The sequence below is a fragment of the Paenibacillus sp. FSL H8-0259 genome, assembly GCF_037963255.1.
GTDB classification, from domain to species: Bacteria; Bacillota; Bacilli; order Paenibacillales; family Paenibacillaceae; genus Paenibacillus_AQ; species Paenibacillus_AQ phytohabitans.
Map to the genome: position 1 here is coordinate 576,505 of NZ_CP150147.1, position 16,154 is coordinate 592,658.

Consider the following 16,154-nt stretch of genomic DNA (forward strand, 5'->3'; position numbering starts at 1 on the left):
AAACTTGGTTTACTCCCGATACAAGACCATGCCTCCGTGATAGAGCACCGAATCGCGAAAATCACCATCGGCGGTGAAGCCGGTATCATCTACATATTCAATATGATCACCTGTAATAGAATAACTTCCTTGATAAGCGCTTTTTCTGCTTCCGCGTGCTTCAGCATAGCGGCCGTTAGGCAGCAATTCATGCCTTATATAACCATCTGCGGTTACCCACATTCCAATATAAGGATGGAAGGGGTTAATGCTATCTTCCATTATATTCATCCTTTCTTTCTTTATTTAGTTCTGCATGTTTATTATCCTCCTTCAATACAATGGGGGGTAGCCTGATTCATTGAGATTGTTGCCTAATCCTCCATTTAAGAGATTGAGAACATTATGACCAATTTAACCTCTTTTGTGGTGAAACGGGTCTGCCATATCTGTCGTGCGTGCTTTACAGGCGCTTTTTATATCAGAATTATTCGGTCAACAGCACGGCCTTACCGGAATATCTGCGTTCCAGCAGCGCCTCGGATACCTCCGCTATCTTCTCCCATGACGCTTCCACTTCAATGCGGGGGGTTAATTGGCCTGTTGAGAGGAGGCCGGCCAGCAGTTTGAGATCGTCGGCTACGGAGTAACGGCTAACTTCTTCTCCAAGAAAGAAGCTGTACAAGGTTCTGCCGCCTAAGCCTCTGACATCAAGTGTGGAGTAAGGAGAGGCTGAATGTCCCATCGAGACTAGGGTCCCTCCCGGTTCCAGCTGAGGCATCAAAGCAGCCAGTGTATCACCGCCCACCGAATCCACGATTAGATGATAAGGCCCAAAAGGAATTGCCTGAGATATCGCAGCTTCTCCAACCACAACCTCATTAGCGCCGGCTTCCCGGGCAACCTGGGCTTTTTCCTTTGTTCTTGCTACACCTACTGTAAATGCCCCGGACTGTGCGGCTAACTGATGAGCCATGATTCCCACGCCTCCAGTGGAGCCGGTGATCAATATTTTCTTGCCGAGCAGCATTCCGCCCTTTCTAAGGGTGTAAAGTGCGGACAGGCCTGCTACAGGCAAAGTGGCGGCTTGGGCGAAGGTTATGTTATCCGGTATCTCTGCCAGGAACGAAGCGGGTGCAGCCACCCGCTCTGCCCATGCCCCCATCGGGAGAAGCCCGGTGACACGGCTTCCTTCTCTGGGTCCGGTGCCATTCCGGGCTTGCTGGACAACAGTTCCTGCAAAATCCCAGCCCGGCCGGAATCCCTCAGCCTCCTTCCTTGCATCAACAACTTCACCCCGGTTAAGGGAGAAAGCATGCACTCTAACGATTGCCTCCCCGGGCTGGGCCTCCGGTGCGGCGACTTCCTTGACGGTCAAATATCCATGAGCCGGTGAGTCTGTAACAATTGCACGATTCATAGGATCTCCTCCATAAATATAATTAGAAGCGTAATGGAAATTGCGCCCTGTTTTCATAGTGGAGTATACTGTAGGAATTGGCTTGTACCAAGAGTAGAACTACACCTCAATATGGTAAAGGCGGTGAGCCTGATGACTATGCGTAAGGATAGGGACGTTCAGGATGAGACGTTGAAGGGGGTAATCGCTGAAATTGAGAATCTTCGCGTAACACGTCAACTGGATTATGCTAATCAACCCCATCCGTTGTTGAAACGGTTTACTCAGCAGGAGCTTAACGATATGGCTTGCCCTACGTATAAAAACCTATTAATGGGACGCTCACACCGCGTGCCGGATCGCCGGATGATTATCTGTATTGCTGAATATCTGGAGTGTACAGCCGTTGAACGGAATGCTCTGCTGCTGGCTGCCGGTTATCTCCCGGTCTATCCGGCTCTTGAAGGAGCAGCTATGGAGCAGGCGCTGGAAGAAGTGAGGCAGATCCTGAGCAGCCTGCCGCTGCCGGCAATGATTGTGAACCACATGTTAAATATCAAGGCGGTGAATGAACGGTTTAGCCGGTTATTTGAGTTGCCTGCACATCAAGCTTTCTATAAAGACTTGAATATGGCAGATCTTCACTTCAATGCGGATTATCCTGTGCGCTCCCGCTCGACCTTCAATGCCGCATCCTTTGAATTATGGGAATCTCATGCAGTGGAGGGTATACATGCTTATCAAAAAATACACACCGGCTCCAGACAGGAGCCATGGTATACGCATAGCCTCGAAAGACTCCGGCAATACAGTGATTTCAATAAGTACTGGAATAAGCGGCCTGATAACACAGGTACCGAGCCTGGTCAGCACAAAATGATCTTAGCCAGAATGGGTGCCTCAGATAAGTTGGTTCCTATCCGGTACAAGCAAATTCATATTTCCGCGGGCCATCATCTATATCCAAGAATTGAGGCCTACTTACCGGTCGATGAAGCTGCGCATACAGTTTTTGAACAACTGGGAAGCTGAGTGTAAACTGGACATTATGTGTTTTCTGGAATGGAGGCAAGCCTTGTATGAAGTGTCTGACGATTCGCCAGCCTTGGGCCACCTTAATTGCGCTGGGTGAAAAACAGATCGAGACCCGTTCCTGGCCGACGTCTTACCGGGGGGATTTAGCCATCCATGCCGGTATGCAGGTAGATAAGGCCATATGCAAGACGGAGCCGTATCAATCAGTGCTTGCCCGGCACGGCTACACCGCGGATAATCTGCCCTCCGGAGTAATCCTTGCGACCAGCCGGCTGGCCGGTTGCTGTGGGGTTACGCCTCAGCAGGCGCAGCAGAGCTGGCCGGGCGGGAATGAATATGTGTTCGGCGATTATGCAGAAGGCCGGTACGCCTGGAAGCTGGAGGGGGTAGTTGCGCTGGCTCATCCTATAGCTGCCAAGGGGCGCTTAGGTTTCTGGGAATATCCCGTTCTTGAGCAGGAGTGGTGAATCCGTTTGTGGCCAAATAAATAAAAATTTCATGCAGATCAGCTGTCAGCGGGTATGATAGGGATATTCAGCGGGTAATCTTCTTATATATATGGAAAGCGGACTCTGCGGCGGTATGCTGCAGGAGCCAGGGCAGAATTGCCGGGAAGGAGCGTATGCATAAGAGATGGGCAGCCTTCTTATCGCATGGCTTTGTATGCTTTGTTTGTTTATTGTGTTTAAGGATCAGGTAAGCCGGAAGATCCTGTATCCCGTAGCGGCTGTGGTTATCTGCGGCACGCTTGGGTATTGGACGATTTTAATGTAATCTTTATCTGGGTATCAGCTTATTTTCAGGTAAGGGTTGTATATTGGGGTTACCAAACATCCCCCGGTGTAATATGGTACCCTGAGGTCTTGCCGATCATGGCGGGCCTCTTTTTTATGAGGGGAGAAACGCTGAGAATTAACATCGCCAGAATGCTGTTCATCTCAAGGCGGTTGAGTCCGGAGTGCCAAGACCCAGATATCTGCGCATGCGGATAGTAGACTGGGCGGTAATGACATCATCCAGCAGCAGCATCCGTTCATGATAACCCCTGCAGACAAATTTGGCTTCAATGCCAACTTCCAGCTGCTGCTGTGCATAGACCTTCAGACCACGGGCTCTCATCTCGGTGCGGACATTCCGCAGATCGGCTATGGCTGCACCCGCCGCTGTCCGGACAACCTCCAGGTAAGGAGCGGGTGTACGCAGCTCTGCAGATAGGATGGAAGCATCGCGTTCAAAGGCGGATAAAATGAGCGGCAGCAAGATATACGATTTCACCAGCATATTGTCCTGGCTCTCTGCTCTGTGCATCAATCTCACCCCCTCTAATGAGAACGTATATTCGTAATTTAACCCGAAGTTCAAAAAAAATCAATGGTATTTAAAAAAGAAGGCTATTAATGTGACATAATTCACAATAAAATAGGAAAAATTATTTTATATTAAAATTGAAATAATAAAGATTAAAAATAAATCAGTTTAAAAGGAGAATGGCAATGAGTCATGAAGGAAATCTCCGCCGCGGTTTATTATTCGGGTTATTCCTTAGCGTTCCGCTCTGGGTGTCAATGATTGGCTGGATTCAGCTGCTCTAAAAATGGATTCCTGCGTGTGCAGATTTTCAGCCCTCTACGCAAACTCCCTAGAAATGTCGATTAAAGACTGCTGCCAGGGTTTGCTTAGGCGCCAGTTTTTGTGAAAATATATGAATATCATAGGGCCTTTACTATAAAAGAGCTCTCCGGTATGAACGGAAAACGGGCGGTATCCTTAAAGGGGATGGCGCCCGTTTCTTCGCGTTTACCATGGTGAGGTTGCTTTAGCGGAGATGAGTTGGGGGAAGGGAGAAGGAATAGGACTAAAATACTAAATTTTAATATTTAAAATTGTAAGAAATAGCTCTGTGAAAAGGGAAAAATACTGCGGCGAATTAGCGGAATTATCGACCTTTTTCGTCAGGAAGTTATATTCTCATCTTGTATAAATCCTTATATATAAAGGTTTTTTTAATCTTTTTTCTTCAAAAAAATAGCTGTGAAATGAATTGGAAATATATTGACAATATGCCAGTCGGCATCTAAACTGGAGTTAGTTCTAAAGTAACAAATATCACAGATTTCACTTGGGTATTACATAAGCTTTTCCAATTTCATATCAATCATGTACAAACGCAAACCGTTTCGAAAGAGCGGGACGCAAAGTCAGGAATCTGATGCCCCTTAAGTCCGGGCTATGGTCGTCCGGCCGCCGTGAAGCTAACCCTTCGTGGCGGTCTTTTTTTTGTTATAGTTTTGCGGCGATTTCATAGAATAGTTGAATAGGAGGTGTAGATTATTGAGAAGAAAAATGCGAAAAGCGGCCGCCTTTATTCTGGCGGGCGTACTGACCGTAAGTAGCGCCTTCACTTGGGGGACGGAGGTAAGGGCAACATCTGGTGTGCCTTACAATCCAACGCCGGTCTTGGGGATTGCCGGGAATTTTAATGCTTTTATCTTTGACGATTTCACACAAGGCAATGATCAAATTGAAGGCCGTCTTGCAGCGGGGGGGAATATTACTCTCTCTGGAGGTTACGGGGTAGCCAGGGCCTACAGGAATTCTTCAGCCACCGACGTACTCGTTGCCGGCAAGAAGTTTAAACATTCGGGCAGCGGAGAAATCTACGGAAACGTTGTGTATGGGGACACCTTTGAAGCCAATGAGCCTAGTGTGAACATTATAGGCGCGAAGAAGCAGGGAAGCCCGATTGATTTCCCGGCTGAGAAGCAGTATCTGATCTCGCGTTCTGCAGCATACGGGGCATTGTCCGCTACGAAAGAAATTGGTAATAATTATGGAACACTTACAATAAGTGCGCCGGATCTTTTCAACGTAGTTCATCTGGATGCGGCAACGCTGGCGAATACAAACAATATTCAATTCAACATTGCCCAGAATGCCACGTTAATTATTAACATAAGTGGAGCTACGGTCAATGTACCAAGTTTCGCAATGAATAACGGTAGAGCAAGTCAAGTGTTGTTCAATTTCTACGAAGCGACCAAGGTGAATATTGCGTATACGACCTTTTTGGGAACGATACTGGCGCCTAAGGCGGATGTCAATTATTCCGGTGCAGAGCTTTACGGAACGCTAATTGCCAAGTCTTTTAGCGGCGGAGTAGAAATGCACCTTGGAACATACGAGGGAGATGGACCGCCGCCAAGTCCGACACCGACCGCAACACCAACACCCAGCCCATCGCCAACACCAACCGCAACACCAAGCCCGACACCAACAGTGAAACCGACCGCAACGCCAACGCCGACGGCGACGGCGACGGTGAAACCAACTCCAACACCGACACCAACACCGACAGCAACGGTGAAACCGACACCCACGGTAAAACCAACGCCAACACCTAAGTGCACTCCGACGCCAACACCGACAGTGAAGCCGACACCAACACCAACGGTAAAGCCGACGCCGACACCAACGGTAAAGCCAACGCCGACAGTGAAGCCGACGCCGACACCAACGGTAAAGCCAACGCCGACAGTGAAGCCGACGCCGACACCTAAGTGCACTCCGACGCCAACACCGACAGTGAAGCCGACACCGACAGTGAAGCCAACACCGACAGTGAAGCCAACACCGACAGTGAAACCGACACCAACAGTGAAACCAACGCCGACAGTGAAGCCGACGCCGACAGTGAAACCAACACCGACAGTGAAGCCGACACCGACAGTGAAACCAACACCGACAGTGAAGCCAACACCGACAGTGAAGCCAACACCGACAGTGAAGCCAACGCCGACAGTGAAGCCAACACCGACAGTGAAGCCAACGCCGACAGTGAAGCCAACGCCGACAGTGAAACCAACACCGACAGTGAAGCCAACGCCGACAGTGAAACCGACACCAACAGTGAAGCCAACGCCGACAGTGAAGCCAACGCCGACAGTGAAACCGACACCAACGCCAACGGCAGCACCGACACCAACGCCGACGGCAACGGCGGCACCGACACCAACGCCAACGGCAGCACCAACACCAACAGCGGCACCGACACCTACACCAACGCCAACGGCTGCACCGACACCAACGCCAACAGCGGCACCGACACCAACGCCAACGGCAGCACCGACACCAACGCCGACGGCAGCACCAACATCAACGCCAACGGCAGCACCAACACCAACACCAACAGCGGCACCGACACCAACGCCAACGGCAGCACCAACACCAACGCCAACGCCAACGGCGGCACCGACACCAACGGCAGCACCGACACCAACGCCGACGGCAGCACCGACACCAACGCCAACGGTGACACCAACGCCAACGGCAGCACCGACACCGACGCCAACGGCAGATCCAACACCAACACCGACACCGACGCCAACGGCAGATCCAACACCAACACCGACACCAACGGCAGCACCAACACCGACACCAACGGCAGCACCAACACCGACACCAACGGCAGCACCGACACCAACGCCAACGGCAGCACCGACACCAACACCAACGGTAGCGCCGACCCCAACACCGACGGCAGCACCGACATCAACACCAACGCCAACACCAACGCCGACAGCAGCACCGACACCGACGCCAACGGCAGCACCGACAAACACCAACGGTAGAGCCAACACCAACGCCAACGGCAGAACCGACACCGACGCCAACGGCAGCACCGACACCAACACCAACGGTAGAGCCAACACCAACGCCAACGGCAGAACCGACACCAACACCGACAGCAGAACCGACACCAACACCAACGGTAGAGCCAACACCAACGCCAACGGCAGAACCGACACCAACACCAACGGCAGAACCGACACCAACACCAACGGCAGAACCGACACCAACACCAACGGTAGAGCCAACACCAACGCCAACGGCAGAACCGACGCCAACGCCAACAGTAGCACCGACGCCAACGCCAACTCCAACACCAACACCAACAGTAGAGCCAACACCGACACCGACACCAACGGCAACACCAACGGCAACACCAGTACCAACACCAACGGCTGAACCAACACCAACACCAACAACAGAGCCAACACCGACACCAACACCAACATCAACACCGACACCAACACCGACACCAACACCGACATCAACACCAACAACAGAACCAACACCGACACCAACAACAGAACCAACACCGACACCAACAGCAGCACCGACACCAACGCCAACGGCAGAGCCAACACCGACACCAACGGCAGAACCGACACCAACACCAACGGCAGAACCGACACCAACACCGACAGCAGCACCGACACCAACACCGACAGCAGCACCGACGCCAACACCAACAGCAGATCCAACACCAACACCAACGGTAGAGCCGACACCAACGCCAACGGCAGAGCCAACACCGACACCGACACCGACACCGACACCAACACCAACACCAACACCAACGTCAGAGCCGACACCAACACCAACACCAACACCAACACCAACACCAACACCAACACCAACACCAACACCAACACCAACACCAACACCAACACCAACACCAACACCAACACCAACACCAACACCAACACCAACACCAACACCAACACCAACAGTAGAGCCAACACCGACACCAACGGCAACACCAGTACCAACACCAACGGCTGAACCAACACCAACACCAACACCAACACCAACACCAACACCAACACCAACACCAACAACAGAGCCAACACCGACACCGACACCAACACCAACGGCAGAACCGACACCAACACCGACAGCAGCACCGACACCAACACCGACAGCAGCACCGACGCCAACACCAACAGCAGATCCAACACCAACACCAACGGTAGAGCCGACACCAACGCCAACGGCAGAGCCAACACCGACACCGACACCGACACCGACACCGACACCGACACCGACACCAACGGCAACACCAGCACCGACATTACCACCGACACCAGTGCCATCGTCTGCACCGCCCGTCTTTATTAATGTAGTGCCAACGCCGACTCCAATAATCGGCTATATTGTAAATCCGGATACCATAATCATTGATGATCCGCTGCCTTTGGGCCCTGTGGCAACAGCAACACCTCGGCCGTTAGTGGTGACACCAAGTCCAACCCTAACGCCAAGCCCAAGCGCAACACCAAGTTCAACGCCGATTGTGACAATCATTGATGAAGAGATTCCGTTAGGCAATGTACCTGCGGATGCCGCGCTCCCGAAGACTGGTGAGTCCAGTCCGGCTCCTTATTACTTAGTCGGTCTAGCCCTTGCAGGATTGGGAATATTCCTCGGCAGAAGATCCAGAACAGATAAACGTAAATAAATGCAATCCGTAAGATCCTTTCCGAAAGGCTGGCGATATCACCGCTAAATCGGGAAAAGGCTGCTTTGGGAGAAGACGTTCTCCTGAAAGCAGCCTTTTTCATATGGGATATACATTTGTTATTATGTTTCCTCTTAAAAGAAAATGTGCTAAGGAGAAAGAGGTGCGTCTTTAAGATCATGGGCCCTCATGTTTATATTAAAATTTGCAATATTAAAATTAGTTCTTTATACATGGTTCCAAAATATTCTTGTAGGTGCCATCGAGGGCGATGAGAGGATCGGGATTTAGGTGAAAAAGCTATAGATTCTTTAAAAAAACCTTTTGTAACAGTGCTTTGGAATGAATTAGCAGATATAATCTATTACCAGATGTTTCAAAGGATTTCATTGACAATCAGCCTTGATAGCGGATAAACTAAAAATAGTTCCAAAGTAACGAATGTCATAGACATTAGTATAAAAGTTTGATTTAGTACATAATTTCACAACCTAATCTTCCACTGACGTATAAACGCAAACCGTTCGAAAGGACGGGACGCAAAGTCCAGGAGTCTAAAGCGCGATGGAGCGCAATGATCGTCCGACTGCCGTAAAGAGAGCAATCCTCTTTCCGGCGGTCTTTTTTTGTTATATAAATGTGGCCTATATCTATATTAACTGTGAGGTGAGCTGTATGTTCCAATTAAAAAAATTCAAACGTCTTACGGTGTTCGGACTTATAGCAGTTCTGATTGTAGGAAGCGGCGGAATTATTTCACTGGGGAGCACCTCAGTTAAAGCCGAGGGCAACTCTTTGCCGGGCAATGCATCCAAGTATAATGTGTTCATCTTGGGAGATGTTGATGTTAAACATAGTGATATTGAAGGTAGATTAGCTGCCGGCGGAAACGTGAATTTAAATGTTAATTATTCTGTGGGACATAGTCTTACTAGTGAGGAAACGAAGGAAGCCTACTCTCTCATCGCCGGTGGTAATCTGTATTATTCCCAGGGAGAAACCGTGGGTGATGTAGTCTACGGGGGGAGTTATAGCGGCAGCGGCGGCCCGCGCGGGGGAACAGGAAGCTTACAACAACAAGTAAATGTTGTGGACTTTGCAGCCGAGTTCAGTTTGCTCCGTGAGAAATCTCAGCAGCTTGCTTCTCTGCCTGTTAATGGGGTTACCACTGCCAACTCCGGTAATTTCTTTTTGGAAGGTACAAATTCGGATGTTAACATATTTACTGTAGACGGCAGCAAGCTGTCTAGTGCAAATGAGTTGAGAATTAAGATTCCCGATGGCTCAACAGCTATAGTTAATATCTCCGGTACTTCAGTAACTATGAAGAATATGGGGACTGGAATTAATGGTAACGGAAATAAGGATAACGCTATGAACAGTAAAGTGTTATATAACTTCAGTCAAGCGACCAGTCTTCAAATCGAAGGTATCGGAGTTCTGGGATCTGTGCTGGCTCCATATGCCTCTATTCAATTTAATAATGGTCAAATCAACGGGAATCTGATCGGAGCTTCGCTCTCAGGATCGGGAGAATCCCACCATATACCTTATAAAGGCCAAGATCCGCCAACGGCAACGCCGACGCCACCGGCAACGACGCCGACGCCAACAGCAACACCAGCAGCGACACCGACGGCAACACCGGCAGCGACGCCGACGCCAGCAGCGACGCCGACGCCAACACCGGCAGCGACGCCGACGCCAACAGCAACGCCAACGCCAACGGCAACACCGGCAGCGACGCCAACACCAACGCCAACGGCAACACCGGCAGCGACGCCAACACCGACAGCGGCACCAACGGCAACACCGACAGTGGCACCAACGGCAACGGCAACACCGGCAGCGACGCCGACGCCAACGGCAACGCCAGCAGCGACGCCAACGCCAACGGCAACACCGGCAGCGACGCCAACGGCAACACCGGCAGCGACGCCAACGGCAACACCGGCAGCGACGCCAACAGCAACACCGACAGCGGCACCAACGGCAACACCGACAGTGGCACCAACGGCAACGCCGACAACAGCGCCAACGCCGACACCAACGGCAACGCCAACAACAGCGCCAACGGCAACGCCGACAGCGGCACCAACGGCAACACCGACAGCGGCACCAACGGCAACGCCGACAACAGTGCCAACGGCAACACCGGCAGCGGCACCAACAACAGTGCCGACCGCTGTACCGACAACAGCACCGACAGCAACCAGCACGAGCGTCTTTGTCCCAAGCTTCGTATTTCCGACATCAACCGCTCCGACAGTGATTGGGACTATTGTGACTGATACTGACACGACTATTATTGATGACCCGGTTCCTCTCGGGCCGGCAGCATCACCGGTTGTGACGGTGCTGACAACAACAGCGCTACAGCCAGTTGTGGAGGTTCCTGCACCTGGACCTTCACCTGTAGCAGGACCGGCACCTGAAGAAATCATTATCGATGACGAGATTCCTCTGGGCAGTGTGACTGCAGAGCAAACCCTGCCGCAGACGGGTGAATCAAGTCCTGCGCCGTACTATATTACGGGTGTTGTTCTTGCCGGTCTGGGCCTGCTTCTTAGAAGAACTGCCAGAGTGAACAAGCGCAAATGATTATGATTAAGCCGCTGTGTTTGGATGAGGGGGGCTGCCGGAGAGATTCTCCGGGAAGCAGTCTTTTTGTATACGGGGAGCGCATTCAATTCGTAGCTCACTACTTACACACACCAGGCAGCGCAGACTGACGGCAGTGTTTTTAGTTGGACGGATACCATGCTATACTATGCTCAAATTATTTATCTAAAAAAGCTGAGAATACTCCACCCTCGATAGGGTGGGGATGAATCAGCAGTTTTCGATTTCAAGACGAACATATGTGCTATAATATGAATGAGATCACTAAAAGGAGGTGTTGCACATGCTCGTGTCTGCGCAGGAGGTTTCTTCGAAACCCCTGGTTCATCAAGCCTATAAATATCGGATCTACCCCAATACAGAGCAAAAGCAACTCATTCGTCGAATGTTTGGCTGCTGCCGTTTTGTGTTCAATTACTTCTTGGAAGCTTGGAATCAAAGGTATGTGGAAACGGGAAAAGGCTTGTCTTATCACGCTTGTGCAACACAACTCCCCGGTTTAAAAGCACAATACGACTGGCTGAAAGAAGTCGATAGCATCGCTTTGCAGTCGGCTGCTCGTCATGTGGCGGATAGCTTTGATCGTTTTTTCAAGAAGCAAAATCAAGCGCCACGCTTCAAGAGCCGAAAGCATCCGATTCAAAGTTACACGACCAAATTCACCAACGGGAATATCGCCATGGAGGGCAGTCGCTTGAAGCTCCCAAAACTCGGCTGGATACGTTTTGCAAACTCCCGGAAGCTGGAAGGCCGGATATTGTCCGCTACCGTTCGTAAAAACGCCAGCGGGAAATTTTTCGTTTCGCTCGTTTGCGAAGTTCAAAAGAACCCTCTGCCCCAAGTGGATACACCTATTGGCATCGACTTAGGCTTGAAAGAATATGCAGTATGCTCAAACGGGGAACATATCGCCAATCCTCGCTTTTACCGTCAATACGAGAACAAGCTGGCGCTTTGGCAGCGGCGGATGGCTCGGCGTACTCCGGGCGGCTCCAACTGGAAGAAAGCAAGGCAGCATATCGCTCGTATTCACGAACGCATTGCCAATAAACGAAATGACTTCCTCCACAAGCTGACCACGAGACTGATTCGTGAAAACCAAACGATTAGTATCGAACATCTGCGTGTGGCGAATATGATTCAGAACCCCAAGCTTTCAAAATCCATTGCTGATGCGTCTTGGGGCGAGTGGGTGCGACAGCTGACGTATAAAGCGAAATGGTATGGACGAAATCTTCGGATCGCCGACACGTTTGAGCCGACCAGTCAGCGTTGCCATGTGTGTGGCACGATCCACCCCGAGGTGAAGAACCTGTCCGTTCGGGAATGGACATGCACGGCCTGCGGGACGATCCATGACCGTGACGAAAACGCCGCTCACAATATTGAACAAGTAGCGGTTTAACCGCCACCTAACCAAACGATAGAATTCAACATTTCACTTGCGTCAAAAATGTAAAACTGCGGGAACGCAGGGATCGCTTGCTCCATAAGAAGAGGGTACTCTTCTGTTCGCAAGAATCCGCCACTTCAAGCGTTAGCTAAGTGGGGGAGAATTCAAAAGCAAGAATACACATTTCCTCAAAGGGATGGTTGCTTACTGAAAGGGTGAACGTTATGTGGAGTATATACCTGCTAGTGTTGCTGGTTGTAATCGCGGGGATTTTGGCTTATGCCGGATTTTACTTTTATGGAGTGGCTATTAAGCGGGCGCCCAAGGAATTCCTGGGCAAGACGCCGGATCTGAAGGTGGACCCGCCGGTAGCCGGAGCTTCGTGGGGGGAAGGGGCGGAATGGGTGGCGCGGCAGAACTTCCGGGAAGTGGAGCTGGTCTCGGAAGATGGACTGAAGCTGCAGGGCTACTATCTGGCTTCGGAGCGTGCTGCGGGCCGTACCGTAATTATCGCCCACGGTTATTCCGGCAAGGCTAAGGACATGGGGGCAACCGCCAAAAACTATTATGACAACCTGGGATATAATGTGCTGCTGCCCGACGCCAGAGGTCACGGGAAGAGCGAAGGGGACTATATTGGCTTCGGTTGGCCGGAGCGCCGTGATTATCTGCAGTGGATCGGATTTATTCTGCAGGAGACCGGGCCGGAGGCGCAAATTGTGCTGCATGGCGTATCTATGGGCGGATCGACAGTGCTAATGACCGCCGGTGAACAGCTTCCTCCGCAGGTCAAAGCCGTTGTCGCTGATTGCGGCTACACCTCAGTCAAAGCGCAGCTGACTTACCAGCTGTGGCGGATGTATCATCTGCCGGGCTTTCCCTTTGTGCAGATTGCCAGCCTGGTAACGCGGATGAAGGCAGGCTATTATTTCGGTGAAGCGTCAGCGCTGGATCAGGTGCGTAAAGCCCGGGTGCCGATTCTGTTTATCCATGGAGATGCGGATAAGTTTGTGCCTTATGCGATGATGGATGAGCTGTATGGTGCCTGCAAGAGTCCGAAGGAGAAGCTGGTGGTGCATGGAGCGGGGCATGGTCTTGCCTATGATACGGATAAAAGGGAGTATATCCGCACAGTAGGCGACTTCGTGGAACGTTATGTACACAGCCCGGCAGCGGCTGATTGGGTCTAAAAAAAGTCCCCGGAACGTAGACGCGCCCGATATCCGCAAACAGCGGGTATCGGGCGCTTATTATGTTCCACACATGGGGCCCTTCCCTGTGTCAGGGAAGCAGCCAGCCATGTCTTATCGGTATATGAATCCCCCGCCGTTTGTGAGCGAAACGGGTGTCGTTGTTCCTTGTTATTTCCAGCAGCCGTGTGGCGAGAGAAATCCTTCCAATACGACAAAAGCCCTACCTCTCTTTTGTCCTTGCGGCTCCGTGGCCGCGCCAGTGCGAATCGGAATGCTATGTTCGAATTTAATCTCATAAAAAGGAAAAGTACTGCAAGAAAACGTAAGATTTTGTGTCCAAACTGCCGATAATAAAGACAAGTAATTCACCGGCCTGACATCTTCTTGATGGGGATAATCATACACGAAAACAAATATTATATTATTATAACATGCGATATATAGAAATGCAAGCGGATATTGGGCTGAGGCCGGGACGGATGATGGGACAGATGAGATTATACAGAAGATTTTTGAAAAATCAGATCCGGAATTATATATTCGGCTCAGCAGTAGCGGTGCTGGCGGTAGGGAGTTTGATCCTGCTCTCCTCTCTGGAGATTAGCAGCATCGAATACTTCAGGCTCTTGCTTGTGCTCGCCTTGTCATTCGTGATTATGGCGGTCATGGAGATCGGGGTTTTTATCAATCAGATCAGACCGGTACGCACTGCGCTGTATGAAGATAACCTTACTTTGTCTATGCTGGAAGAGGCGTATCTGCATACACATCAATTGCCGAAACGCGCGGTTCAGCGGATTATGGGGCCTCACCTTCTGGGCTTGTCCCTCCCGGCTGTCCTGATGACATTCTGGATGATCTACAACGGCTGGATTACTATTCCTTATTTTTATCTGATTCTGGCTATGTGCGGCGCTGTTCTTGTGGCGTGTATGCATGCGCTGATTGAATTTTTTCTGACCTGTACGGCCATTATTCCGCTGATCAAAGAATTCAGGAACCGGGCGCTGGAGCAGTATGGCGTCGACTTTTCCCTGGAAGGACATGTATTTGTACCTATCCGTCCCAAATTTCTGGTGAGCTGCATGCTGATCGGCACCTTTCCGCTGTTCCTGTTTATCATGGCTACCCATATTCGTCTGAATGGTCATGAGAGTCCTGTAGTTGTGGTGGGGCTTCAAAGTTACTGGGCCTGGGCGAGTATGGTGCTGCTGATCGGCACGCTCTTCTCCTCTATTGCGGCATGGCTGCTGACCAATAGTGTGCAGCACCCTATTAATGAGCTGTATCAGGCAATGAATCATGTGAAAGACGGCAATATGATTCAGGTGCAGGATGAGTACTCCGATGAATTCTCTAAGCTGGTAGCGGGGTTTAATATGATGGTCCGGGGGCTGCAGGCCCGGGAGCAACAGAGCCGGCAGCTGCTGGGCAGCTACTTCACTACACTGGCTGTGGCACTGGATGCCCGTGATCCTTACACGGCAGGGCATTCCCTGCGTGTCGCGGAATACTCTGTCATTATCGGCCAGCTGGCCGGACTTACCGGGCAGCAGCTGGACGATCTGCGCAAGACGGCCCTGCTGCATGATATTGGCAAAATTGGGGTGAGGGACAGCATCCTGTTCAAGGAAGAAGCCCTTACCGATGAGGAGTTTGACCAGATCAAGAGCCATTCGGTGCTTGGAGAGAATATTCTGCGGCAGATTGAACCGGTAGAAAAGATGGCACCCTATCTGGGCGGCGTCCGTTCCCATCATGAACGTTATGACGGTAAAGGATATCCGGATGGCCTTGCCGGTACGGATATTCCTTTACATGGCCGGATTATCGCTGTGGCGGATGCCTATGATGCCATGACCTCTAACCGCCCGTACCGCAAAGGGATGGATCACGACCGGGCGCTGGCTATTCTGGAGCAGGGAAGGGGCACTCAATGGGACCCGGAATTCGCCGGCTTGTTTCTGTCTTACTTTGGACGGAAGCCGGAACCTCTTCAAACAGGCTATCCCGTCAAAACAGGATAAGGATGCAGCGTTCTTCCGGTTATCCTTATATTTCTTGCAGAAGCGGATGCCATCCAGTTTGTGGAGGGTTCCGCTTCTGCTTTGCGTGCCTATTTTGTGAACTGCCATTGAAATGCGACAATTAACGACTACATTCATTGAAGGATTGCGGGCGGACCGTTATAATTATTAAGTCTGGATTTTAATTAAAAAATAAGGGAGATTT

At 51.0% G+C, this 16,154-nt stretch carries 10 protein-coding genes and 2 riboswitches; of the genes, 6 read left to right on the top strand and 4 right to left on the bottom strand.

What is annotated here, in order from left to right; all coding sequences use genetic code 11:
• Window positions 1-9: 9 nt before the first annotated feature.
• Together NSU01_RS02495 and NSU01_RS02500 are read right to left on the bottom strand one after the other, a co-directional pair.
• Window positions 10-261, bottom strand: a complete 252-nt coding sequence (locus NSU01_RS02495; RefSeq protein WP_042133155.1) for an Atu4866 domain-containing protein — start codon at window positions 259-261, stop codon at window positions 10-12.
• Window positions 262-466: 205 nt separating this feature from the next.
• Window positions 467-1,399, bottom strand: coding sequence for a zinc-binding dehydrogenase (locus tag NSU01_RS02500; RefSeq protein WP_042133156.1), 933 nt, complete (start codon window positions 1,397-1,399; stop codon window positions 467-469).
• Window positions 1,400-1,531: 132 nt separating this feature from the next.
• On the opposite strand from NSU01_RS02500, the gene NSU01_RS02505 reads away from it, so the two are divergent.
• Both NSU01_RS02505 and NSU01_RS02510 read left to right on the top strand, forming a co-directional pair.
• A complete protein-coding gene (locus tag NSU01_RS02505) occupies window positions 1,532-2,410 on the top strand; it encodes a hypothetical protein (RefSeq protein WP_042133158.1) in 879 nt (292 codons plus the stop codon).
• 47 nt (window positions 2,411-2,457) lie between these two features.
• Complete coding sequence (locus tag NSU01_RS02510) at window positions 2,458-2,880, top strand: ASCH domain-containing protein (protein WP_042133160.1); 423 nt, start codon at window positions 2,458-2,460, stop codon at window positions 2,878-2,880.
• Between the two features lie 466 nt (window positions 2,881-3,346).
• Here NSU01_RS02510 and NSU01_RS02515 read toward each other — a convergent pair whose 3' ends face one another.
• Together NSU01_RS02515 and NSU01_RS02520 are read right to left on the bottom strand one after the other, a co-directional pair.
• On the bottom strand, window positions 3,347-3,721 hold the full coding sequence (locus NSU01_RS02515; RefSeq protein ID WP_042133162.1) for a hypothetical protein: 375 nt from the start codon (window positions 3,719-3,721) through the stop codon (window positions 3,347-3,349).
• Window positions 3,722-4,569: 848 nt separating this feature from the next.
• Window positions 4,570-4,662, top strand: a riboswitch (cyclic di-GMP riboswitch).
• Between the two features lie 870 nt (window positions 4,663-5,532).
• On the bottom strand, window positions 5,533-8,349 hold the full coding sequence (locus tag NSU01_RS02520; RefSeq protein ID WP_339302473.1) for a hypothetical protein: 2,817 nt from the start codon (window positions 8,347-8,349) through the stop codon (window positions 5,533-5,535).
• Between the two features lie 869 nt (window positions 8,350-9,218).
• Window positions 9,219-9,308, top strand: a riboswitch (cyclic di-GMP riboswitch).
• 81 nt (window positions 9,309-9,389) lie between these two features.
• Between NSU01_RS02520 and NSU01_RS02525 the strand changes: the two genes are divergently transcribed.
• The 4 genes from NSU01_RS02525 to NSU01_RS02540 all read left to right on the top strand — a co-directional run bounded on the left by NSU01_RS02525 (window position 9,390) and on the right by NSU01_RS02540 (window position 15,949).
• Window positions 9,390-11,315 (top strand): choice-of-anchor A family protein, encoded by a 1,926-nt coding sequence (locus NSU01_RS02525; RefSeq protein ID WP_083705633.1) that lies wholly within the window; start codon window positions 9,390-9,392, stop codon window positions 11,313-11,315.
• Between the two features lie 304 nt (window positions 11,316-11,619).
• Complete coding sequence (tnpB, locus tag NSU01_RS02530) at window positions 11,620-12,741, top strand: IS200/IS605 family element RNA-guided endonuclease TnpB (protein ID WP_042138791.1); 1,122 nt, start codon at window positions 11,620-11,622, stop codon at window positions 12,739-12,741.
• A gap of 212 nt (window positions 12,742-12,953) precedes the next feature.
• The gene (locus tag NSU01_RS02535; RefSeq protein WP_076246076.1) at window positions 12,954-13,919 is read left to right on the top strand and encodes an alpha/beta hydrolase; all 966 of its coding nucleotides are present in this window, start codon (window positions 12,954-12,956) and stop codon (window positions 13,917-13,919) included.
• A gap of 515 nt (window positions 13,920-14,434) precedes the next feature.
• Window positions 14,435-15,949 (top strand): HD domain-containing phosphohydrolase, encoded by a 1,515-nt coding sequence (locus NSU01_RS02540; protein WP_305954220.1) that lies wholly within the window; start codon window positions 14,435-14,437, stop codon window positions 15,947-15,949.
• Window positions 15,950-16,154 lie beyond the last annotated feature (205 nt).